The 23082-nt window shown below is 39.7% G+C and carries 17 protein-coding genes; 9 read left to right on the top strand and 8 right to left on the bottom strand.

Annotated elements, in window-relative coordinates; translation table 11 throughout:
• Nucleotides 1-80 precede the first annotated feature (80 nt).
• The 5 genes from IX83_RS03070 to IX83_RS03090 all read right to left on the bottom strand — a co-directional run bounded on the left by IX83_RS03070 (nt 81) and on the right by IX83_RS03090 (nt 6310).
• Nucleotides 81-1253, bottom strand: a complete 1173-nt coding sequence (locus tag IX83_RS03070) for a multidrug effflux MFS transporter (RefSeq protein WP_038499060.1) — start codon at nt 1251-1253, stop codon at nt 81-83.
• A 680-nt stretch (nt 1254-1933) separates the two neighbouring features.
• Entirely contained in the window at nt 1934-2872 is a 939-nt protein-coding gene (gene pip / locus IX83_RS03075; RefSeq protein WP_038499063.1) for a prolyl aminopeptidase, read from the bottom strand.
• 182 nt (nt 2873-3054) lie between these two features.
• On the bottom strand, nt 3055-3762 hold the full coding sequence (trmB, locus tag IX83_RS03080; RefSeq protein WP_236620619.1) for a tRNA (guanosine(46)-N7)-methyltransferase TrmB: 708 nt from the start codon (nt 3760-3762) through the stop codon (nt 3055-3057).
• A gap of 16 nt (nt 3763-3778) precedes the next feature.
• Entirely contained in the window at nt 3779-5842 is a 2064-nt protein-coding gene (metG, locus tag IX83_RS03085) for a methionine--tRNA ligase (protein ID WP_038499066.1), read from the bottom strand.
• Between the two features lie 189 nt (nt 5843-6031).
• Nucleotides 6032-6310 (bottom strand): hypothetical protein, encoded by a 279-nt coding sequence (locus tag IX83_RS03090; RefSeq protein WP_143244817.1) that lies wholly within the window; start codon nt 6308-6310, stop codon nt 6032-6034.
• Nucleotides 6311-6433: 123 nt separating this feature from the next.
• Between IX83_RS03090 and apbC the strand changes: the two genes are divergently transcribed.
• From apbC to IX83_RS03125, 7 genes are all read left to right on the top strand, one after another.
• Complete coding sequence (gene apbC / locus IX83_RS03095) at nt 6434-7537, top strand: iron-sulfur cluster carrier protein ApbC (RefSeq protein ID WP_038499072.1); 1104 nt, start codon at nt 6434-6436, stop codon at nt 7535-7537.
• Nucleotides 7534-9309 carry an autotransporter assembly complex protein TamA gene (locus tag IX83_RS03100; RefSeq protein ID WP_051919189.1) on the top strand — a complete coding sequence of 592 codons (1776 nt, stop codon included), beginning with the start codon at nt 7534-7536 and terminating at the stop codon, nt 9307-9309. Before apbC ends, IX83_RS03100 begins: the two co-directional genes overlap by 4 nt.
• Nucleotides 9309-13496, top strand: a complete 4188-nt coding sequence (locus tag IX83_RS03105) for a translocation/assembly module TamB domain-containing protein (protein ID WP_038499075.1) — start codon at nt 9309-9311, stop codon at nt 13494-13496. The genes IX83_RS03100 and IX83_RS03105 overlap by 1 nt, the downstream gene beginning before the upstream one ends.
• 24 nt (nt 13497-13520) lie before the next feature.
• Nucleotides 13521-14084, top strand: a complete 564-nt coding sequence (gene dcd / locus IX83_RS03110; RefSeq protein ID WP_038499078.1) for a dCTP deaminase — start codon at nt 13521-13523, stop codon at nt 14082-14084.
• 26 nt (nt 14085-14110) lie between these two features.
• Nucleotides 14111-16354, top strand: a complete 2244-nt coding sequence (locus IX83_RS03115) for an arginine/lysine/ornithine decarboxylase (RefSeq protein ID WP_038499081.1) — start codon at nt 14111-14113, stop codon at nt 16352-16354.
• A gap of 18 nt (nt 16355-16372) precedes the next feature.
• Entirely contained in the window at nt 16373-17542 is a 1170-nt protein-coding gene (locus IX83_RS03120; protein ID WP_077315835.1) for an NnrS family protein, read from the top strand.
• A gap of 94 nt (nt 17543-17636) precedes the next feature.
• A complete protein-coding gene (locus IX83_RS03125; protein WP_038499087.1) occupies nt 17637-18842 on the top strand; it encodes an NnrS family protein in 1206 nt (401 codons plus the stop codon).
• A 153-nt stretch (nt 18843-18995) separates the two neighbouring features.
• Here the strand turns inward: IX83_RS03125 and cysK are convergent, their stop codons facing one another.
• Both cysK and cysE read right to left on the bottom strand, forming a co-directional pair.
• Nucleotides 18996-19931: a cysteine synthase A gene (cysK, locus tag IX83_RS03130; protein ID WP_038499090.1), complete on the bottom strand. Its 936-nt coding sequence runs from the start codon at nt 19929-19931 to the stop codon at nt 18996-18998.
• A gap of 22 nt (nt 19932-19953) precedes the next feature.
• Complete coding sequence (gene cysE, locus IX83_RS03135; RefSeq protein WP_038499093.1) at nt 19954-20742, bottom strand: serine O-acetyltransferase; 789 nt, start codon at nt 20740-20742, stop codon at nt 19954-19956.
• Between the two features lie 514 nt (nt 20743-21256).
• On the opposite strand from cysE, the gene IX83_RS03140 reads away from it, so the two are divergent.
• Together IX83_RS03140 and IX83_RS03145 are read left to right on the top strand one after the other, a co-directional pair.
• A complete protein-coding gene (locus tag IX83_RS03140) occupies nt 21257-21475 on the top strand; it encodes an accessory factor UbiK family protein (protein ID WP_038499095.1) in 219 nt (72 codons plus the stop codon).
• A complete protein-coding gene (locus IX83_RS03145; protein WP_051919196.1) occupies nt 21475-21732 on the top strand; it encodes a hypothetical protein in 258 nt (85 codons plus the stop codon). Before IX83_RS03140 ends, IX83_RS03145 begins: the two co-directional genes overlap by 1 nt.
• Nucleotides 21733-21862: 130 nt before the next feature.
• Here IX83_RS03145 and IX83_RS03150 read toward each other — a convergent pair whose 3' ends face one another.
• The gene (locus IX83_RS03150; RefSeq protein WP_038499098.1) at nt 21863-23077 is read right to left on the bottom strand and encodes a class I SAM-dependent methyltransferase; all 1215 of its coding nucleotides are present in this window, start codon (nt 23075-23077) and stop codon (nt 21863-21865) included.
• Between the last annotated feature and the right edge of the window lie 5 nt (nt 23078-23082).

The following is a 23082-nucleotide window of genomic DNA, read 5'->3' on the forward strand; positions in this document are numbered from 1 at the left end:
AGGGTGTTTTATTATTTCTTATCATGTGCGTTAACAGCACCTTAATCATCATGTTAGTTATTCATCTGACCAATGAATGTTTATTTTTGGTGAATGAATAAGGCTATGATAAAACTCAACGTCGCAGCAACGCCCATTATCCATGCCATGGCCAGTGCCGATCCATCAGAAAAGATGGCTAGTAAAATAGAACTGAGGATTCCACTGCCATATTGTAAAGAGCCCAATAATGCCGCACCAGATCCCGCCATATGGGGAATACCATCTAATGCACCTGCTGTCGCACAGCTTGCAATCACGCCCACCATAGAAAAATAAACGAAGACAAAAATAACAAAAGGCAGGATGTGATTGATAGGAATCGTAGATAAAATCGCTAAGATAATGCCCATGATACAAGCCAAACCTGTGGTTACTTTCAATAGGGTATTGAGCGAGAAATGTTTAATTAAAAAACGACTGGCATAACTTAAAGCCATCACACCGATAACATTCACGGCAAATAGCCAACCATAGTGTTGTGGGTTGACGTGAAAATATTCAATGTAAACTTTTGGTGAACCGACTACGAAAGCAAATTGTCCTAGATAAAAGAAACTAACGCACAATGTGTACTTCATGAAAGTTTTATTGACTAACAACTGGGCGTAGTTTCCGAAAACTTTCCAGAAATTCCCTGTGTGTCGCCGTTCTTGAGGCAATGTCTCAGGTAAAAGAAATAAGCTCAAAAACATGATAAAACCTACACTGGCTAATAGGTAAAAAATACTATGCCAAGTGCTAAAACGGATCATTTGGCCACCAATTAAAGGTCCCGCAATTGGAGCAATAGCCATAATTAAGGTTAAGCTGGACAACATTTGTACCGCTTGTGTGCGTGCAAAAACATCTCTGACGATAGCACGAGAAAGCATGGGGGCCGTGCATGCTCCTATTGCTTGGAAAATACGCCATAAAATAATGGACTCCATAGACTGAGCCATGGCACATCCAATCGAGCCGATGATATATAAAACCATCCCGATAAAAAGAGGAATTTTTCTGCCAATACGGTCACTGATCGGCCCCCATAATAACTGAGCCAAGGCAAAACCTATTAAAAAACCAGAGACCGTTAGCTCCACTGAACCATTTAATTCTTTTTGCATGTCAGGCATAGCAGGCAAATAAATATCCGTGGAAAGAGACGTAAACGCCATCAATGTGCCTAATATGACAAAAAATAAAGGATGTTGTGTATTTAATGTTTTCATTTTTAAAAGGGGAAAGTGCTTGTTAAAAATATTTAAACTTATTCAGTTAGTTAAATAAAGGCCATTTTCCTGAGATCAGGAGTGTTAGTCACCTTATCTCAGTGATCGATACGTCTAATTTAAATCACTTACGATCTGAGATGGATATATTTAAACCATACCACTATCATACCCATTTTCCTGAGATCAGGAGTGTTAGTCACTTTATCTCAGTGATCGATACGTCTAATTTAAATCACTTACGATCTGAGATGGATATATTTAAACCATACCACTATCATACCCATTTTCCTGAGATCAGGAGTGTTAACCACCTTATCTCAGTGATCGATACGTCTAATTTAAATCACTTACGATCTGAGATGGATATATATAAACCATATCACTATCATATCTATTTTCCTGAGATCAGGAATGTTAGCCACTTGATCTCAGTGATCGATACGTCTAATTTAAATCACTTACGATCTGAGATGGATATATTTAAACCATACCACTATCATACCCATTTTCCTAAGATCAGGAATGTTAGCCACTTGATCTCAGTGATCGATAAACTTAAAGAATGATGTCATTTATTCCCTTGAAAGCGAAATCACGTTAACCAATTCACCACACATGGCGGTGAATCGGTCGTATTAGTGATTCGTAGATAAAAAACTGAAATATATGACAGCGTATTATAAAACAAATTTATCCAATGCTTGGATAAGGGCTTTTTGAATACCTGGTTCATCAAAAGCATGCCCAGCATCATCAACCGTGATAAAAGTAGCATCTGGTAATGCTTTATGTAGGTCCCAAGCTGTTTTGAAAGGTGTGCACATATCATAACGACCCTGTACTATTACGGTAGGAATATGTGCAATCTTGTGAGCATCGGCAATTAACTGACCCTCACGCATAAAGCCATGATGAACAAAGTAATGGTTTTCAATGCGAGCGAAAGCCAAAGCAAAATGTCCATCTTCGTGTTGTTCTTGATGATGGTCATTGGGCAATAAAGTGATGGTGCGACCTTCCCATTGGCTCCATGCACGAGCAGCGTCTAATTGTTTATTTTTATCCGAACCTGTTAACAGTTCACGATAGGCGGTAATCATATGATGTCGTTTTTCTGGAGCAATAGGGGCGATGTAATCTTCCCAATAATCAGGATAGATATAAGAGGCCCCCTCTTGGTAAAACCATCTGAGTTCTTCTTCTCTTAATGTAAAAATACCGCGTAAAATAAGCTCACTGACGTGTTCAGGATGAGTTTGTGCATAAGCTAAAGCAAGTGTTGACCCCCAAGATCCACCAAATACCAATAGTTTCTCAGTCTTTAGCACTTCTTTTCTTAAACGTTCAATATCCGCAACTAAATGCCAAGTCGTATTGTTTTCTAGACAACCATGCGGTTTGGAGCGTCCACAACCACGTTGATCAAAAAGTAAAACCTGATATTTCTCAGGGTTAAATAAACGACGATGCATGGCTGAACAGCCACTGCCAGGTCCACCATGTAAGAATACAGCAGGTTTTCCGTTAGGATGACCACATAATTCCCAATATATCTCATGGCCATCGTCACTGTTTAAATAACCTGTTTCGTAAGGAGTGATTTCAGGGTAAAGCATAAGACCTCCTTTGCTTATAAAAAATATCTTATTAAAGATATTAAATAAAAAAAATCTTAATGTCTATCAGGATTAAAACGGTATTAAGTATCGGCAGTTATCCATCCCAGCAGCACAACGTCGAGATCATCATCCAAGCAATAATCAGCACAACGTCGAATTCACCGTACAGTCAGTAGGACTTACACGCGTTTGAAAACCAAGTCATTTACACGGTATCCCAGTTTTAGACCGCGATTCTCGAATTTCGTTAAAGGTCGATAATCTGGTTTGGGAGCAAAACTTTCCGCTGTATTTTTAAGTAAAGGCTCTTGCGATAACACTTCTAACATTTGTGCCGCATATTCTTCCCAATCTGTCGCACAATGTATGTAAGCCCCAGGTTTAAGACGACTGCAAAGTAAACGAACAAAAGGGGCTTGGATGAGACGACGTTTGTGATGACGTTTTTTGGGCCATGGATCGGGAAAGTAGATATGAACGCCATCTAAGCTTTCAACAGGAATCATATCTCTTAATACTTCAACGGCATCATGTTGAATAATACGAATATTATTAAGATTCTCGTCTTCAATTTTTTTAAGTAATGAAGCGACCCCTGTTTTATAGACTTCCAAAGCCAGAAAATTATCTTGAGGTCTGGTTTGGGCGATTTTGGCAGTGGTTTCGCCCATGCCAAAACCAATCTCTAAGATAGTAGGAGCTTGACGTTTAAATAGTGCCGAATAGTCAAGATGTGTATGACCATATTCGACGACCCATAGTGGATAGAGTCGATTTAAAGCATCCTCTTGTGCAGAAGTTAACGTAACGCGATGACTCACAAAACTACGGATATGCGGGTGCGGTGCATCTTTGGCGTACTGAGGATCAAGCTCATAAGTCTTCATTTTCTGTTCCATGTTTTTAGTGAATACGCATACCAGGTAAGGCCCCTTCAAAAGGTTCCAGAATATAAATGCCAGGATGGGTGGCTTCGTCTGCATGACTGGCTGCTAGTACCATGCCTTCAGAAATACCAAAACGCATTTTTCTGGGAGCTAAATTTGCCACCATGACCGTGAGCTTGCCGACTAAATCTTCAGGTTTATAGAACTGGCTAATACCTGAGAAAACATTGCGTAGTCTGCCTTCGCCGACATCTAAACTTAATTGGAGTAGTTTGTTAGAACCTTCCACAGGTTTACATTCAACGATTTTGGCGATTCTTAAATCGACTTTGGCAAAATCATCGATAGTGATGGTAGGTGCAATCTCTTCACCACCTGGTTTTACTACTTCTGGAGCAGGGGCTTCAAATAATTTTTCTAACATTTCGGGTTCAACACGCGTCATTAAATGTTTAAACGAAGCAATATGTTCGGGCAGGATAACCGCATCATTCCAAACAAAGGAATGATTCATCCCAAATAGTTCGGTAGCAATTCGTTTACCTAGATGAGGCAAAATGGGATTGAGCATCACCGCTAATGCTTTAAATCCTGCAATGGCTTGAGAACAAATAAGTTGTAATTCGTCTTTTTTCTCTTGAGTATCTAGATTTTTGGCAAGTACCCAAGGTTTTGCATTATCAAAAGCTTGGTTAATCGTGTCGGCATAACTCATGATAGTTCTGATGGCACGAGAAAACTCGCGGGTTTCTAGATCATTTTTCACTGATTCTAGGACGGGTGTAAGGGCGTTGACAAGGGTGTGTTCTTGTCCGTGATAAGCCAATTCGCCGTTAAAATGTTTAGAAATAAAGCCTGCCGCACGACTTGCAATATTCACAAACTTACCAATCAAATCACTATTTACACGTGCGATAAAATCTTGAGATGTAAAGTCAATATCTTCAACTTTGGCATTTAGTTTAGCCGCCAAGTAATAACGTAACCATTCAGGATTCATGCCGATTTCAAGATATTTCAATGGAGAAATACCTGTACCGCGGCTCTTGGACATTTTTTCGCCAGATACAGTCACAAAACCATGTACGGCTAATTGGTCAGGGACTTTACGTCCAGAAAAATGTAACATGGCAGGCCAGAACAAAGAATGGAAGTAAGTAATATCTTTACCGATAAAATGAACCTGTTCGGTATCGCCGTTTGGATCCAGTAACTGATCCATATCGATATCATGTTTTTTGCAATAAGCTTTTAAAGCGGCCAAGTAACCGACAGGGGCATCTAGCCATACATAAAAATATTTACCTGGTGCATTCGGAATTTCAATGCCAAAGTAAGGTGCATCGCGAGAAATATCCCAATCTTGCAATTGACGATTTTCTTCTGAATCGCCTAACCATTCTTTCATTTTGGCCAGTACTTCGTTTTGTAAGCGTGGCTGACCTTGTTTGTTTTTGCCACTTACCCACTCATTTAGGAATGTGGCGGCTCTTGGATCAGAAAGCTTAAAGAAAAAGTGTTCTGATGATTTCAAAACTGGTGTGGCATTGGTTAAGGTAGAGTAAGGATTAATCAAATCAGTTGGTGCATAAACGGCACCACAAACCTCGCATGAATCGCCGTATTGGTCGTGAGCATGACATTTTGGACACTCGCCTTTGATATAGCGATCGGGTAAGAACATGCCTTTTACGGGATCATAAAACTGTTCAATCGTTTTCGTGCTGATAAATCCAGCTTTTTGTAGGGCAAGATAGATCTCGCCTGATAACTCTGTATTTTCGGGGCTATGCGTGGAGTACCAAATATCATGTGAAATATGAAATCCCTCTAAATATTTGGGACGGTCATTAGCCACTTCTTGGATTAACTGTTCAGGGGTGATGCCACGTTTTTCTGCCATCAACATAATAGGGGCACCATGAGTATCATCTGCACCGATGAAATAAACTTTGTGTCCTGCCATACGCATGGCTCTTACCCAAATATCAGCTTGGGTATATTCCATAATATGACCAATATGAAAAGCTGCGTTAGCATAGGGTAGTGCAGTTGTTACAAAAATCGTACGTTGTGTCATCATTATCTTCTTTTAAAATGTCAATCGCTTATTGCGAAACTAAACTATTACATAAACTGTCCATTTTAACAGAATGTTTTATTTAGAACGCAAGGAAAATCAATCAAAAGCACTCTGTTAAAAATGAGATAAAAAAGCTTTAACATTCCGTTGTTACCCAAGAAATGTCGTTCAGTAGATAAAAATACCTCAGTCTTTTTCTTTAAACTCAATGTCCGTAACGTCTTTTGCTTCTTCTTTTTTCCATGTTTTGTTAAATCTGCTATTGCGAAAACGCACGATAGAATCCTGAGTTTGTGACTGTGTTTTTTTTACAAAGCCTTTTAGGTCAAAATCTTTTTTAAATAACCAAGAACGAATCAACATGATAAGAACAAAGATGGCAAGAATGCCGATCACGACAGCACCAATAAAAAATAATGCGATGCCAAATGCTAAAGAAATAATAAGGTATAAAATTCTATTCACAATATCCATATTAAAACTATTCCTGCTTAGGGGTATAACCATGCTAAAAATAATGTTGAATCACATATTTTGCACTGAACAAGTTATGATATAGCTTTCATCCAAAAACGATTGAGGTTAAGAATGAGTATATCAGAGGTATCTATTTTACAGGCACTTGAAGCACTTTGTGATCCACTTACTGGTCATAAATTAGGTCAAAAACTCAAAATTCAAGATATCTCGACATCTTGGTTAGGTAAGATTGAGATTAAACTCGCCTTGGGGTATCGATTAGGTGCATCAAAAACGTTATTAGAACAACAAATTCTAAACATTCTTGAAACAAAGTTAAGCATCAAGCCGTCTAAAGTTAATGTGTTGGTGGACGAAACAGTAAAAAAACATGTCGTCAAACAGAATTTAACGCCTTTGGCACAAGTTAAAAACATTATTCCTATTTCTTCTGGTAAAGGTGGGGTCGGCAAAAGTACGACCACTGTCAACCTTGCCTTGGCCTTGGCTGCAGATGGAGCATCGGTCGGTATTTTAGATGCAGATATTTATGGGCCTAGCCAGCCATTATTGCTTGGTATAGCAGGACAAAAGCCAGAAAGCAAAGATAATAAGAGTATGGAACCTTTGTCAAATTATGGGGTATCGGTAAATTCAATTGGCTTTTTAATTGATGATAGTGCTCCTGTTGCATGGCGAGGTCCGATGGTATCAGGAGCTTTGGACCAGTTATTGAATCAAACAAATTGGCCAGAATTAGACTATTTGTTAATCGATATGCCACCTGGAACGGGGGATATTGCTTTAACATTAGTGCAAAAGGTTCCTGTTGTGGGGGCGGTTATTGTGACGACACCACAAGATATTGCTTTATTGGACGCTAAGAAAGGATTAAGAATGTTCCAAAAAGTGGAGGTTCCTGTCCTAGGCGTGATTGAAAACATGTCTGTTTATTGCTGTCCTAATTGTGGGCATACCGAACATTTATTTGGTCAAGAAGGGGGGCAAAGAATGGCCCAAGAGTTATCGGTTGATTACTTGGGTGGATTGCCGCTAGAACTATCGATTCGTGAACAGGCTGATGCAGGCAAACCCATCGTGATCGCTGATCCCCAAAGTCAAGCAGCCCAAGATTACGCTAAAATAGCAAGAAATTTGGCGATTGCGGTATCAAATTTGGAAGAGGATACGCAACGACACTTTCCTAAATTTATGATGAAAGTTACTCAGTGAAAAAGATATTATTATGTTCGATCACCTCACTAGCTTGTGTGGCACAGGCTAGTGGTTTGGTAAAACCAGAAATTGTGATTTATCCTCAAGGGATGACACCTGAGGTATTGCAAACAGTGAGTAAAGCACTGGATGCCGTGATCAGAACGTTAGATGATGAAGATACAAAAGAAGCCATGCGTGTTCGTTTTAAGGCACGTGACGCAGTTGTATCGGCATTACGAATCCATGGTTACTATAATGCCAGAGTGGATTTGATCGTTGGTACGGATGCATTTGGAGAAACATGGGAGGTATCCGTTAATTCAGGGCCGCCAGCTAAGGTTTATCAAGTGAATCAGCACTTTTCGGGGGCGGTGTCTTTGCCTCAGTTTTCAGAAAGATTGCAAAAGATAAAAGATCAATGGCCTTTGAATAAAGGCGATGTCTTTGTGAATGACAATTGGTCCAAAGCAAAATCAGATACCTTAACTCAGTTATCACAACAAGATTTTTATTATGCTCGAATGATTGATACACAGGCTATCGTTAATACCAGCAATCAACGAGTGATATTGAATACTTCATATGATTCAGGCCCTGCAGTGAAACTTGGAACACTACAAATAGAGGGCTTAAATCGTGTACCAGAAAGATTGATTCATCGCTATGTCAGATATAGTGAGGGCGATCCTTATGATGCCAATACACTATCAAAGTGGCAACAACAGCTGATGTCCACAGAGTACTTTAGAGGTGTTTTTATTTTTCCAGATGCACAAGTGTCATTGAATGAACAAGAAGTAACCGTTCCTTTAAAAGTTAAGGTTACCGAAGGTCCGTCTAAGCAAATAACCGCTAATGTCGGATGGACCGATGATGTGGGGCCAAAGGCAGAATTATTGTATAAACAATACATTTTGTTTCATTCACCGTTGACCTTAAATTCAGGCATTGGCGTAGATAAAACTCAACAAAAAGTTTTTCTGGATGTCTATAAACCGCCTAATTTAGATGGCACGGTGGATAGTTTTGGTACCTTGTTTAATCATTATGATAATGATGGTGAAGATGTAAAACGCTTTGCATTAGGCTGGAAGCGTACCCATGAATTTAAACTAGATGAGCGTTCACGTGTTTTATTTAATTCAGAGTGGGGGGCTCGTCTTAATTATGATTGGGTAACCCGTGACAACGATGATAAATACTCTTTACCGACGGTCGTGGCGACTTGGACAGGGATGCGTCGAGACGTAGATGATATTTATAATCCCACTCGAGGTAATTTGGTCGCGATAGGATTGGGAGCGGGTATCGCGGGGGGATCGCATTCACATCGTCCATTTACGCGAATGGATTTGCGTTACCAATATTGGTTTTCTTTAAGTCCCAAAGATATTGTGACCATTAGGGCTCAGGCAGGGCAGGTATTTGCTGATGATCAGGTAACCATTCCCTATGACTTTGGATATCGCTTGGGAGGTGCCAGAACATTGCGTGGTTATCGATATGAACAGTTTGGTCAAGAAATCGGCGATGGTGTCACCGTAGGTGCTAAAGCAATGATGGCGGCAGGAGTAGAGTATATTCATTACTTTAATGATATGTTGGGTATGTCAACATTCATTGATATGGGGAATACGGCTAGATATATTAAAGACGTTGAACCTGTATTAGGTTACGGTATCGGAGCGGTCGCCAAAACACCAGCTGGGCCATTTGAACTACAATTTGCGTGGGGACAAAAAGATAGAAAATTACGCATACATTTTTCCCTTGGGATGGCATTTTAATGAAATGGTTTAAAAGAATTTCCCTATCACTGCTTGGCATCATATTATTGCTTATCATCGCACTGTTCATTGTGGTGCACACCAGTATTGGAACACGATATGCGTTGAACTTTGCTTTAAAACAGGCAGGTGGTTCTGCTCAAAAGATAGACGGTACCTTGTTTTCAGGTTTGACGATTGAGAAACTGAATTTAAAACAAGACAGCTTAGCACTGAGTAATGACCGCATTTACCTTGCCGTTTCTTTTTGGCCGTTGTGGTTAGGAACCGTTCATGTCAATGATCTTGAATTAGGCCATACACATATGGTGTTAACGCCCGCACAGACCGCATCGGCTTCTGAACCCTCAACAAAGCAAGCTGGCTGGTTGCCGACATTACCTGTTAATGTGTTTGTCGATAAATTATCACTGGACTCATTAGAGATAAAGTCTGAACAGAAACAGTTAATTCAAGTGGGAAACGTAGCGTTAGAACAGTTTGAGTGGAGTAAAAAACAAATCAAAGGTCAACTACCCTCATTGTATTTGAAACAAGATAATCTGGCTTTAGGCGTAGCTGCTGACTTTTCTGCTCAAGTTAATCCACTTTATAAAGGCTTACTGAATGCCGTCGATTTAAACGCTAAAATTTTAAATGACAGTCAAATCAAAGGCGAGCCGCTATCTGGACAGATGCATGTGAAAGCAGAGGGGTTAAGCAGTTTAAGCCAATTTAAAATTCATCAAAGCCTTGTCCTGTTAAACATGGGAAATGGCCATTTAACCTTGACTGGTGATATGATGAATGCGAACAGTAAGTTGGTCATGACGGCGAACTTCCCGCATCTTGAAAAGCTGTTCAGTGATGATCCATTGTCTTTTCAAATGACCGCTGAATTTGATGGCAATATCGCCAAACATAACACATTGATTCGTTCTGCCTTTAAGCGTCCTAATAAAGCCACCGCGTTGATGTCACTTCAGGCTAATGGTAATTGGAAACAAGATAATTCAGGAAGACAGTATTATCGAGGAACATTAAGTGAACTAGATTTTAATTTTAAAAACATTGCATTAAAACAAGTAGATGCGTTACCCATAGAATTTAGTGTATCACCACAAGGTAAGGTTCATTTCGTGGGCAACAAAACGCAGTTAAATGTTCAAATTGCTTCTTATCAAGTACCGATTTTCTTAAATAGTTTTGGTATGGATGGGGATAAATGGAATGTTAAAGGTTATATCCAGAAGTTGCCTATTTCTCCTGAAATCATCGCTTATATTCATGAAAGTATTCAGCTGTTAAATCCATCTAACCAATCCTTGAAAGCTCCGCATATTGTGCTGGATGGAAATTGGGATGTGGTTTTTGATAAAAAATTAAATGCTAAGGTGAATCTGAATCGTATTGATGGCAAAGGATCTTGGCCCTTTCAATACGGTAATCTAGCAATGGATTTTGATCGTTTTAGCCTGTCGGTATTGGGCGATACGCTTTATAACATTAATGCTCAGGCAAGCGGTGAAAAATCTTCTTTTGACGCTCAGGCTGAATTGGATCTTGAAAAAATACAACCGCTACATTTTGCAAAAGCAAACCTTCTTCTTGCTGATAACTCGTTTTTAAAACTGAATGCCATATCCATCGATAGAACTCAACAAGAAAGTAAGCAACTTAAACTGCCTTATGAGCATTCAATCGATGTCACCTTGCAAACGAAAGATTTAAAACTAGAAAGTTTGTCTATGGGGATGTTGCCTAGTTCCTTGCTAAATATGGATTGGCAAGCGAAAGTAGGCTTTGATCATGTATTGCATTTAAGGTATTTAACTTTAGATGGACAGATTAACAAAGGATCAAAATGGAATAAACAAGCGGCTCAAGGCGAGGCGGCTTTTGGTTTGATGTTTGATGGCGATTATCAATCTGAACCTATTTCTCAACTCAAGCAATTATCTTTATTAGGCAGTCATCTGGATTTGAAAATAGGTGATGCACATTTACAGGTCAATGCAGATGAAGAAAATGAGAAAGGTCGAGATTTAACGGTTGATGTGAGTGTCCCGAATTTGTCGCAGTTATGGCCTAATGGAAAGGGTTATGCGTATTTGACGATGCAAGCCGATGGTGACATGATGGATCATCGTCTTGATATTCATGCACGAACTGATTTAATGAACAAAAATGTTCAGTTTGATTTAAATAGCCATAATCAAATAACGGATAATAATGAGTTTCACGTACTGATTGAAAAGTTATCTTCTAATTTTTCAAGTTTTGGTATGAGCCAAGAAAAAGGAATGCTGTCATTGGCATTTGAACCGATTCGTTGGAATGTTAATTTAGATGGCTTGAATATTAAGTTAACACCTACTCAAAACGTGTCATTTGCAAGGTTAAATGCCTCAGGTCAAGAGACGGCATGGCAGACTCAAGGTGAGGTGCCAGAAGTTCGTCTTAATGATGAGTTGTTGAGAAAAATCATTCAAGAATTTGATCCTAAACGCTTGGAAAATCGTTCGGGTAGTTTAAAAATTAATGATGGTAAGAAACGTAGTTTGATAAATTTATTAGTGAGCTTGGACTGGAATCTGGCTTTTGACGGTGCTTTGGCAGGAGATATGCACCTTAAACGTTTATCAGGTGATTTCTTGGCTTTTGGAGGCAAAGAAAACTTAAAAGGCTTAGATTTGCATTTGAATAGTACCAAAACGAGTGCAAAAACGAGTGATCTGACTGCTAGTTTTGAATTATTGATGAACAATATGGGAAATTTTAATGCGGTCGCAAAAGTTCCTTTAAAAGGTTATGAACCGCAGATTTTTCCAGGCGTGACAGGGGCGATTCAAGGACATATTCCCAATATTGCTTGGTTGACTCCTTTTACCAATAATCTGTTAGAACTAGGAGGGCAAGCGACGTTTAGTTTGGCAGGAGCGAGTACCGCCAGTGGCAGTTGGTTGACCAATGGGTATCTTCAAGGTAAGGATTTGAAAGTGATTCAAATTGAAAATGGTGTTCGTTTGGTCGATGGCGAGTTTAAGGCATTCTTACATAATAATTTACTGAATATCGAGCGATTATATTTTCCAGGAAAAATTAGGGTGATGCCAAATGAATGGCGAACAAAACAATGGGTTCAAAATACCCCAGAGGCTCAAAAAGGCTATTTGTCAGTGACGGGAAATTGGAATATTTTGGAGCAAAGAGGAAATGTTCAAACAGAATTGAATCATTATCCTTTGGTACAACGTTCTGATCGTTTTGTGATGGTAAGTAGTAAAAGTGATATTCAAGTAGCGATGCCTAATATCAAAATTAATGGAAATGCTTTGGTGGATGCAGGCTGGGCCAGTATCGATTTATTGGGAGAGGTCCCCACGATTGATGGGGATATTGTGGTCACGGATGGTAGCGAAACCATCAAAAAATCAACCGCCACAAATATTGATATGAATTTTTCATTGAATATGGGTGATAGATTTTTTGTGACGGGATTGGGCTTAAATACTGCGGTTATCGGCAATTTGGATCTAACCATGCAAGATAATTTATTAAAAGGAGTAGGTATTTTTGCCACTAAAGAGGGTTCTTTTAATATTTATGGCCAAAATCTTAGCATTGATAGAGGACGAATTACGTTCCAAGGCGATATTAAAAATCCATTGTTAGATATTGTGGCGTTACGCACGGAAACAGAGGTCAAAGCGGGGGTCTCTATTACAGGAACGGCATCAAAACCAAAAATTAGTTTAGTTTCTGTGCCCGAAGTCAGTGAAGTTGAAAAACTGTCATGGTTAATCATGGGTAGAGGCCCTGATAGCAATGGTAGTGATTTGGCGATGTTATTAAGTGTTGGTACGTCATTTTTCACAGGTGATGGCACGTCTGAACCTTTTTATCGTAAACTAGGCTTAGATGACTTAAATTTAGGTTCAGGAGGGGTGGGTCAAACATCCAGTATTCTGCCTGTACAAACCGTTGCTTCTGGGGCTTATAATGCCTCGGGTGAGTCTGAAGCAAATCGATATATTAGTGCAACAAAAAATTTAAGTAATCGTTTTAAAATAGGCATTGAACAGGCATTAGATACGACTGGAACAGTTGTGTTAGGAAGTTATAATCTATTGAAGTATTTAACTTTTGATGTTCAGTTTGGTACGATTAATGGGTTTGGGTTTACGTATAAACGCCAATTTAATTAACGCTAATTTGGAATAGGAATTATTATGTCAATAAAAAATGATAGATGGATACGACGAATGTCAGAAAAAGGCATGATTGAGCCATTTGAACCTGGTCAGGTAAGACATAATGCGATGGGGAAAATCGTCAGTTATGGGACAAGTAGTTATGGCTATGATGTGAGATGTGCGGATGAGTTTAAAATTTTTACCAATATAAATTCAAGCATTGTCGATCCCAAAAACTTTGACTCTGGCAGTTTTGTTGATTTTAAAGGGGATGTATGTATTATTCCGCCTAATTCATTTGCCTTGGCCAGAACCGTTGAATATTTTAGAATTCCAAGAGGCGTGTTGACTATATGTTTAGGTAAAAGTACCTATGCTCGATGTGGCATTATTGTGAATGTGACTCCTTTGGAACCCGAATGGGAGGGTCATGTGACACTTGAATTTTCTAATACAACGCCATTACCTGCCAAGATTTATGCAGGAGAAGGATGTGCCCAGATGTTGTTTTTAGAAAGTGATGAAGAATGTGAAGTATCTTACCGCGATCGTGGTGGCAAATATCAGGGTCAAACAGGTGTTACATTGCCTCGTACCTAGATGAAACTTTATGATTAGGAAAAATGATGAAATTTAATTTCCCCATTGTCATTATTGATGAAGATTTTCGTTCAGATAGTGCTTCTGGATTTGGGATTCGTGCTTTAGCTGATGCGATTGAGGCAGAGGGTATGAAAGTGTTGCCGGTTACCAGCTATGGTGATCTTACCTCATTTGTTCAGCAACAAAGTCGTGCAAGTGCCTTTATTTTATCGATTGATGATGAGGAATTTGACACAGACTCTCCAGAAGATGTCGCCACAGCTATTCGTAATTTACGTGCGTTTATTGGTGAGTTACGTTTTAGAAACGAAGATATTCCCATTTATTTATATGGCGAAACGAGAACGTCAGAACATATTCCTAATGATATTTTGCGTGAGTTACATGGCTTTATTCATATGTTTGAAGATACGCCAGAATTTGTGGCTCGTCATATTATTCGCGAAGCTAAATCTTATTTAGATAGCCTACCACCGCCATTTTTCAGAGAGTTGGTAAAGTATGCTCAAGATGGTTCTTATTCCTGGCATTGTCCAGGTCACTCTGGGGGCGTGGCATTTTTGAAAAGTCCAGTCGGGCAAATGTTTCACCAGTTTTTTGGTGAAAATATGTTGCGTGCGGATGTGTGTAATGCGGTAGAAGAGTTAGGGCAGTTATTGGATCATACAGGTCCTGTCGCAGAGTCAGAAAAAAATGCAGCACGTATTTTTCATGCAGACCATTGCTACTTCGTCACGAATGGTACCTCAACATCTAATAAAATCGTTTGGCATGCCAATGTCGCCGCCAATGATATTGTATTGGTGGATCGTAATTGCCATAAATCGATTCTTCATGCCATTACCATGACAGGTGCCATTCCAGTATTTTTGCGTCCTACACGAAACCATTTAGGGATTATTGGACCGATTCCTTTGGAAGAGTTTGAGCCTGAAAATATTCGTAAGAAAATAGAAGCCAATCCTTTTGCTCGCGAGATTAAAGATCCTAAGATTAAGATTATGACGTTAACACAAAGTACTTATGATGGTGTGATGTATAACGTCGAAAAGATTAAAGAAAAATTAGGCGATCGCGTCGAGAATTTGCACTTTGACGAGGCATGGATTCCTCATGCAGCATTCCATGAATTCTATAACAATATGCATGCTATTGGTGAAGACCGTCCACGTAGTGAACACTCTATGATTTATGCGACACACTCCACTCACAAAATGCTAGCGGGTATTTCACAAGCATCGCAAATTATCGTTCAAAACGCGAAAAATCGTGAATTGGATCGTAACTTATTTAATGAGGCGTATTTAATGCATACCTCGACATCGCCTCAATATGCCATTATTGCTTCATGTGATGTAGCAGCTGCGATGATGGAGCCGCCAGGTGGTACAGCTTTAGTGGAAGAGAGTATTCGTGAGTCTATTGATTTCCGTAAGGCAATGCGTAAAGTGGCCTCTGAGTATGGAAAAGATGATTGGTGGTTCAAAGTATGGGGACCGAATCGTTTGCCGAAAGAGGGAATTGGAGAACAAAGCGATTGGATTCTGGATGATGAGCAATGGCACGGCTTTGGTCCTTTGGCAGAAGATTTCAACATGCTTGATCCGATTAAGGCGACAGTCATTACACCAGGATTAAACCTAGATGGTAGTTTTGATGAAACAGGAATTCCAGCTACCTTAGTGAGTAAATTCTTAGCAGAACATGGTGTTGTGGTTGAAAAAACGGGTCTGTACTCTTTCTTTATCATGTTTACCATTGGTATTACAAAAGGCCGATGGAATACGATGTTGACTGCCCTACAACAATTCAAAGATGATTACGATAAAAACCATCCTTTGTGGCGTGTGATGCCAGAATTCTGCAAACAATATCCTCGCTATGAACGCATGGGATTGCGTGATTTATGCCAAATGATTCATGAGGCTTATCGTGAAAATGATGTGGCTAAGATCACCACTAAAGTTTATTTAAGCGATATGGAACCCGTGATGAAACCATCAGATGCTTTTGCTCGTATGGCTCATCGTGAGGTAGAACGCGTGCCGATCAGTCAGTTAGAAGGACGTGTGACAGGGGTGTTATTAACGCCATATCCGCCAGGTATTCCTTTGCTGATCCCTGGTGAACGCTTTAATAAAACCATTGTGGAATATTTAGAGTTTTCCAAAGATTTCAATGAACGTTTCCCAGGGTTTGAAACCTTTATTCACGGCTTGGGCTATGACGAAAAACTTGGCTATTACGTGGACTGCCTCAATCTATAAGGTAATAGGAACGCTGACATGATATTTAAACCCTCATCGCCTGCCTTTCTTTCGGTAGGCTTGAGACCCTTTTATTTTCTAGGGGTTTGTTTTGCCATTCTTATGATAACCATGTGGACCAGTGGTTTTCTTGGGGTGAGGGGGATGTTAGATTTTTATTGGCATGCTCATGAAATGCTATACGGCTTTGTACCCGCTATTATGACAGGCTTTTTATTAACGGCTATGTCAAATTGGACAGGCTATGTAACCGCTAGAAAGGGTCGTCTATTGGGGCTGGTCTTGGTATGGTTGATGGCAAGAATCGCTCTTTATATTCCTACACTAGGCTTAAAGTGCAGTTTGGGCCTTAGTTTGCTGTTTTATGTTCTGGTGATTCTTTGTCTGCTTCATGCGGTGATAAAAAGTCGCATCTGGGCCCATCTTTTGCCTATTGTTGTGTTTGCTTTGTATGCAGGCAGCCATTTTGCTTATGTCTTTTGCTTGCTGAACCGACGCAGTCTCATCGCTCAAGATTATATGCTGGCGACCTTATGTTTGGTGGTGGGCATGATTTCAGTCATTAGCATGAGGGTGTTACCTTTTTTTATTGCTCGTCGCTTTAATCTTAGACAAGTGCTCATTCCTAAACTTTCAAATATATTGGGTATCTGTTTGCCTTTGTTGTTGGCACTGGGCATGGTGTTTTCAAAATATCCTGTTGTACTACCGCTAACCGCCGTACTCTCCATCATCTTTTCATTCAATTTAAGCTATATTTTATTCAAACAATATACCTCTAAAATCTGGACAGAACCGATGTTATGGGTCTTATATGGGGCATTGATTTTTGCGATGATAGGCACGCCCGTTTTAGTGTTAGGGCGATTATGGCAGTTTGATTTACCGTTCAAAGTATATGATATGGGTGTTCATTTGATAACCTTGGGTGGGATTGCAGCCATGACGTTAGGCATGATGACACGTTCCACACTCGGTCACACAGGACGTTCTTTGCAAGCCCCTAAACTAATGCCTTGGGCTTTTCGTTTAGTCTTTCTGGCTGCTTTATTAAGAGCGATGTATCCATTGACCCTAGATTATTTCTGGGGACATATGTGGTGGCATATGTCGGCCACTTGTTTTATTTTGGCATTTTGTTTTTTTCTGTATCACTTCGCTTTGGTTTTCTTTAAGAAAAGTTTGTAAAAACGATATTCTTCGATATGAATCGTTGCGTTCTTCTCCGATAACCGCTTACTTGGGTTAAAATACCCTAGTTATTTACTCGGGAATAAAGATTATGATCGTAAACATAGATCCTCCTTCTTTCAAAAAAGCACCAGAACCCACAGGATTGGACCGTTTTCCTGTGCTGAGTTATGCTTTTAGACCGTTGTACTTTTTCGGTACACTTTTCTGTTTAATCAGTTTGATAGAATGGACGGCAGGGTATAAGGGTACGCCACAGCTACCTTTCCAATTATGGCATGCTCATGAAATGATTTATGGTTTCGTGGGAACGATTATTGTGGGGTTCTTGCTGACGGCGGTTAGAACTTGGACGGGGTTGGTGACTGCCAAGAATGCAGAGTTAATTGTGCTGTTATTTTTCTGGTTTGTGGCTCGCATTGCGGTCTATGGTGGTGAGCAAGGCTTGTGGCTTGCTTTTATGGCGAATGTGCTGTTTTATGGCTATGCGACCTATCTTTTTGCAAAACCCATTATCCAATCTAAAAATAAACGTAATTACATTCCTATCGGCATTCTTTTCTGTTTGCTATTGAGTTTGTGCGGGTTTGATTTAACGGTTTTAACAAGACATACGTTATGGGCGATGAACTTTATGTATGTCGGGATTTCGGTGGTGTTGTCTGTTGTCTGTTTGATCGCTATGCGTGTATTGCCATTTTTTACGGCTAGACGCTTGGGTACGAATCAAATGGTTATCCCGCCTAGTATGCAAAAGTGGGGGATGTTGGTTCCCATTTTTATAGCGGTTTTAATGGTGTTTAAACATATTGATGCGGCAGTTTGGGTGGCATTTGTTTTGTCGCTGTATGTGGCTTACTGTTTGTTCTTTATGTTGAAAGGCACTTATGTGAAAACGATGTGGACAGAACCCATGTTGTGGATTCTGCATTTGGCCGTCTTTTTTGTGGCATTAGGTGCACCATTTTTGTACTTCTTTATGGCTATTGATAGCAAGTTTATGGATAGTGCCATGCATATGATGACGGTAGGTGGGATTAGTGCCATTATTCTAGGTATGATGGCTCGTACTAGTTTGGGTCACACGGGTCGTATGATGAGAGCCGTACCTCCCATGCCTTGGGCATTCCGTTTGATTTTTGTGGCGATGTTGATTCGAGTTTGTTTGCGTTTTGCACAAACAGATGTTCAGTATCATATGATCTGGGGTGCCTCTGCGGTCTTTTATATTTTGGCATTCGCACTTTTCCTTGGTCGATATGGTCTTTGGTTGTGGCAAAAGAGTGAGTCGAAGTAATTTTAAACAGTATATCAGTGCTCCTTTACGGAGCACTGATAGTATTACAAGATGTATCGTAAAAAAATAAATTAAGAAAAGATCTGGCTTTGATAAAAAATCCCCATAACAAAAAATATTATGGGGTAGGGTAAAAATTAGAGAGAGTTAAGATTAGTTAGATAAACCCTCAAATAACACAGTTGAAAGGTAACGTTCGCCATTAGAGGGTAATACGGTAACAATCAATTTACCCGCATTTTCAGGTTTTTTGGCAAGTTCAATCGCGGCCCAAATCGCTGCACCTGAAGAAATTCCCACTAATAAGCCTTCTTTTTTGGCACTTTCGCGAGCGGTTTCCAAAGCAGCTTCAGAAGGGACTTTGATAATGCCATCATAAATATGCGTATTTAACACAGCTGGAACAAAACCTGCTCCAATGCCTTGGATAGGGTGAGGCCCTTTAGGTCCACCGCTTAACACAGCAGAGGCTTCGGGTTCGACGGCATATACTTTGATATTGGGGTTACGTTCTTTAAGTACTTCACCCACACCTGTTACGGTACCACCCGTTCCGACACCTGCCACAAAAATATCGACTTTGCCATCGGTATCACGCCAGATTTCTTCTGCGGTGGTCGCACGATGAATCGCTGGGTTAGCAGGGTTTTCAAATTGTTGTGGCATGAAGTATTTGTTAGAATCGGATTCGGTAATCGATTTGGCAAGATTAATCGCACCGCCCATTCCCTCTGCCGCAGGAGTTAGTTTTAACTCGGCACCATAGGCACGAAGAATCGCACGACGTTCTTTACTCATTGATTCAGGCATTGTGATAATTAAGCTATAACCTTTGGCGGCACAAACCATTGCTAAACCAATACCCGTATTGCCACTAGTAGGCTCGACAACGGTCATACCAGGTTTAAGTTTTCCTTCTTTTTCTGCGGTTTCAATCATGGCCGCTGCAATACGATCTTTGACGCTACTACCTGGGTTAAAGGATTCTAGTTTGACCACAACACGCCCTGGAAGTCCCTCTGTCAGTCTTTGTAGTGCTACCAATGGGGTGTTACCGATTAATTCAACAATACTTTTTGCAATCGCCATGTGTTTACTCCTGATAGGTTAATTAAATACTTTGGTCCATATCACTAGCGGGAATGTCGGCTAGTTTTCGTATGATGGTTTTAGCAGGAACCCCGACAACAGTCGTATGAGCGGCCACATCATTGACCACTACGCTACCGGCACCAATTTTGGCACAACGACCGACACGAATATTGCCCAAAATAGAGGCGTTCGCACCAATGAGTACGCCATCTTCAATTTTAGGATGGCGATCACCACGTTCTTTTCCTGAGCCTCCTAGCGTCACGCCATGAAGAATGGAAATATTATCGCCCATGATAACCGTTTCACCGATGACGACACCTGTTGCATGGTCAATCATAATGCCACTGCCAATTCTTGCTGCAGGATGAATATCCACCGCAAACACTTCAGAAATTCTGTTTTGTAAGAAAAAAGCCAAAGTTTTGCGGCCTTGTTCCCAAAGAAAGTGGTTAATACGGTGAGCTTGAGTCGCATGATAACCTTTGTGATATAGCAAGGGTTGCGAATAGCTTTCACAAGCAGCATCTCTTAAATAATAGGCTTGAATATCGTCCAATGCAGACTTTACGATATTTTTCTGTTTATTAAGTGCATCTAAACAGATTTCGTAAAGCGAACACGAGTCGATAATGGGGCCAGCTAATTTATTTGATAAATGGAAAGCCAACATTCGTTCAAAACTATCGTGACTAAGGACAGTTTGATGAAGAAAACTAGTAAGAATTGGCTCATTAGCACAAGCGTTTTTAGCTTCTTGGCAAATAATTGACCATAACTGAGCGTTTTCAATGAGTCGTTTTTCCATTTTACAAATACCCATACATGTGTTAAACAATCTAGCATGATTTGTCAAAGAATTAACCTCTTTTTTATAAATTCTTGATTAAGTAAAACTTAATTTTAGGGAATTTATATCGCATCATGCTTTGGCGAGATCAATTTATTTGAATATCAGAACTTTTTGAATTTCAAATAATTGTGTCTTTATTCTACTATTGAGATGTCATGTTTTTCAAATTTTATTGCTAGAAAAAGTTTAATATTTTGGCCTCAGAAAAACGATTAAAACGGCTGTGACATGTAGGAATAACGTGATGATGCAATATGAGACAGCGATAAAAGCAGTGCTTAGGTTCATATTAAATCGTTAGGGTGGGATTATTTAATTGATCGTTGAAAATGAGAGGGTTTGTTATAACTATTTGATTAATAATAATTAAAATGATATTAAATAATCGAAATTCAAAAACTGGAACAGACAAAAAATAGACGATGTATAATAATGTTTCTTTTAATTTTAATAATAAGGATTGAATAATATGTCTAGTCCATTTGATATGATTCAAAAAAATGTTCAAGATTTGATTTCTAATACCCCCATTGAAGATATTCAAAACAATGTGAAATCAATCGTTAGCCAAGCATTGTCAAAATTAGATTTGGTTACCAGAGATGAGTTCAATACGCAAGTAGAGCTTGTTAAAGATCTACAGGAACGTGTCGAAGCACTTGAAGCAAAACTTCAAGAGAATGAATAATGGTTAAAAGAATATTTTTGATTGCTGGGGCCGTGATATTGACAGGTTGTGCGGGTGGTCCTTTTGATGTGAACAACGGTAGTAACTTGGGTTTGCGTTGTTCGACATCTGCCCATACGGCACCTAACTGGTCATCATGTCTTGAAAAAGCCCAAACTTACTGCGGTAATCAAAAAGTCACTAACATTGCTCAGCATTCCCCCACTAAAAGTGGTTATGCGGACGATGCTTACTTTATGACATTTCAATGTCATTAATAATCGTTGAACAAAGCTGATACACAAGGTATCGGCTTTGCTCAATGTTGATACTCTCCAACAAGCTTTTTATCACTTACAGACAACTCTCTTTTTTCGCCAAACCCACCGTCTAGCTCAATAAACCAACTTATAAATAAGCACGTTTGTCAAACTGTGTAAAACCGATGAGGCGATCCTCTAGCATGGTGATATTTTTGCCTAAAGCTAAGACTTTAAAAACTTCGCCCATTTCACTTTCTGAAATAAGTTTTTGGACAGGGGCAATTTCCTTGGCATAACTCGTGGTTTCTTGGGGATTGAGATGCTTAGCCAGTAAGGTGAGTAAGCCTGCATTGATTAGAAAGTGTTTTTGGGTGGTATAGCCCATTACATCTAATCCAGCCTGATAAGCGGTATCAGCGATGGCTGTAAAATTGACATGTGCGGTAATGTCCTGAATACCTGGATTGCGTAATACATCAGCATGAGCAAGATGATGAAAATGAGCCATAAGTGTACCCTCATGACGAAGAGGGTGGTAATAAGTGGCTTGATCATAGCCATAATCAATTAACAGAATTAGCCCTTTATTCAGGCGGTTTGCTAAAGACTGAGTCCATGCTTGAGCTTGATAATGAAGTTCAGATGTATAGTGTTCAGGTAGTTCAATATCAAAATCTTGAGCAAATGATGGCCAATGCACAAAACATTTTTTAATATCGTCGATCAACTCGGATGAGGCGGGTGTCTCAGTAAATTTAAAGCTTATGGGGGATGATGAAGATTGAGGAATCACCTTTAGTTCATAGTAATGGTCGTTTTGTTTTAAAAAACGTTTGACGGGCATAGCGTCTAGCACTTCATTGGCAATGATCACGCCTTCAAAGTCTTGGGGTAACTGATCTAACCATGTGATATGCGATAAAAAAGCTTGGTTGGTCTCATGTTGTCGTTTTTTCAGATCAGGAGATAACTCTAAAATTTGGTAGCTTAAATCTGGAAAATCAGGTAATAAAGTTTCAATCAAATCATGAGCCAGTTTTCCTGTGCCTGCCCCAAATTCCAGTATCTGTGGTGTGGAAAGATGAGTGAGTACTTGGCTAATTTGTTGGGCCAATGTTCGAGCAAACCAAGGGGAAAGTTCTGGGGCTGTAATAAAATCCCCCATATGCTTTTGATCGCAGGAGAATTTTTGTATTGGGCCTGTATAGTAACCGTAATGGGGGGTGTACAGGGCTAGATTCATAAACTCATCAAACCCTAGTATATGGCCTTTTTGAAGAATGGTAGCCGCACATTGCTGACTGAATAAAAACTCTTCTTCACTGGGCTCTGGAAGTTGGGTGTGAAGCTGGAAACTCATAAGGG

This window comes from Basilea psittacipulmonis DSM 24701 (assembly GCF_000743945.1).
GTDB lineage: Bacteria > Pseudomonadota > Gammaproteobacteria > Burkholderiales > Burkholderiaceae_B > Basilea > Basilea psittacipulmonis.

Coding starts and splice junctions, on each gene's coding strand:
- IX83_RS03070 (WP_038499060.1), bottom strand. CDS start 1,253: ATGAAAACATTAAATACACAACATCCTTTATTTTTTGTCATATTAGGC.
- pip (WP_038499063.1), bottom strand. CDS start 2,872: ATGCTTTACCCTGAAATCACTCCTTACGAAACAGGTTATTTAAACAGT.
- trmB (WP_236620619.1), bottom strand. CDS start 3,762: ATGAAGACTTATGAGCTTGATCCTCAGTACGCCAAAGATGCACCGCAC.
- metG (WP_038499066.1), bottom strand. CDS start 5,842: ATGACACAACGTACGATTTTTGTAACAACTGCACTACCCTATGCTAAC.
- apbC (WP_038499072.1), top strand. CDS start 6,434: ATGAGTATATCAGAGGTATCTATTTTACAGGCACTTGAAGCACTTTGT.
- IX83_RS03105 (WP_038499075.1), top strand. CDS start 9,309: ATGAAATGGTTTAAAAGAATTTCCCTATCACTGCTTGGCATCATATTA.
- dcd (WP_038499078.1), top strand. CDS start 13,521: ATGTCAATAAAAAATGATAGATGGATACGACGAATGTCAGAAAAAGGC.
- IX83_RS03115 (WP_038499081.1), top strand. CDS start 14,111: ATGAAATTTAATTTCCCCATTGTCATTATTGATGAAGATTTTCGTTCA.
- IX83_RS03120 (WP_077315835.1), top strand. CDS start 16,373: ATGATATTTAAACCCTCATCGCCTGCCTTTCTTTCGGTAGGCTTGAGA.
- IX83_RS03125 (WP_038499087.1), top strand. CDS start 17,637: ATGATCGTAAACATAGATCCTCCTTCTTTCAAAAAAGCACCAGAACCC.
- cysK (WP_038499090.1), bottom strand. CDS start 19,931: ATGGCGATTGCAAAAAGTATTGTTGAATTAATCGGTAACACCCCATTG.
- cysE (WP_038499093.1), bottom strand. CDS start 20,742: ATGGAAAAACGACTCATTGAAAACGCTCAGTTATGGTCAATTATTTGC.
- IX83_RS03140 (WP_038499095.1), top strand. CDS start 21,257: ATGTCTAGTCCATTTGATATGATTCAAAAAAATGTTCAAGATTTGATT.
- IX83_RS03145 (WP_051919196.1), top strand. CDS start 21,475: ATGGTTAAAAGAATATTTTTGATTGCTGGGGCCGTGATATTGACAGGT.
- IX83_RS03150 (WP_038499098.1), bottom strand. CDS start 23,077: ATGAGTTTCCAGCTTCACACCCAACTTCCAGAGCCCAGTGAAGAAGAG.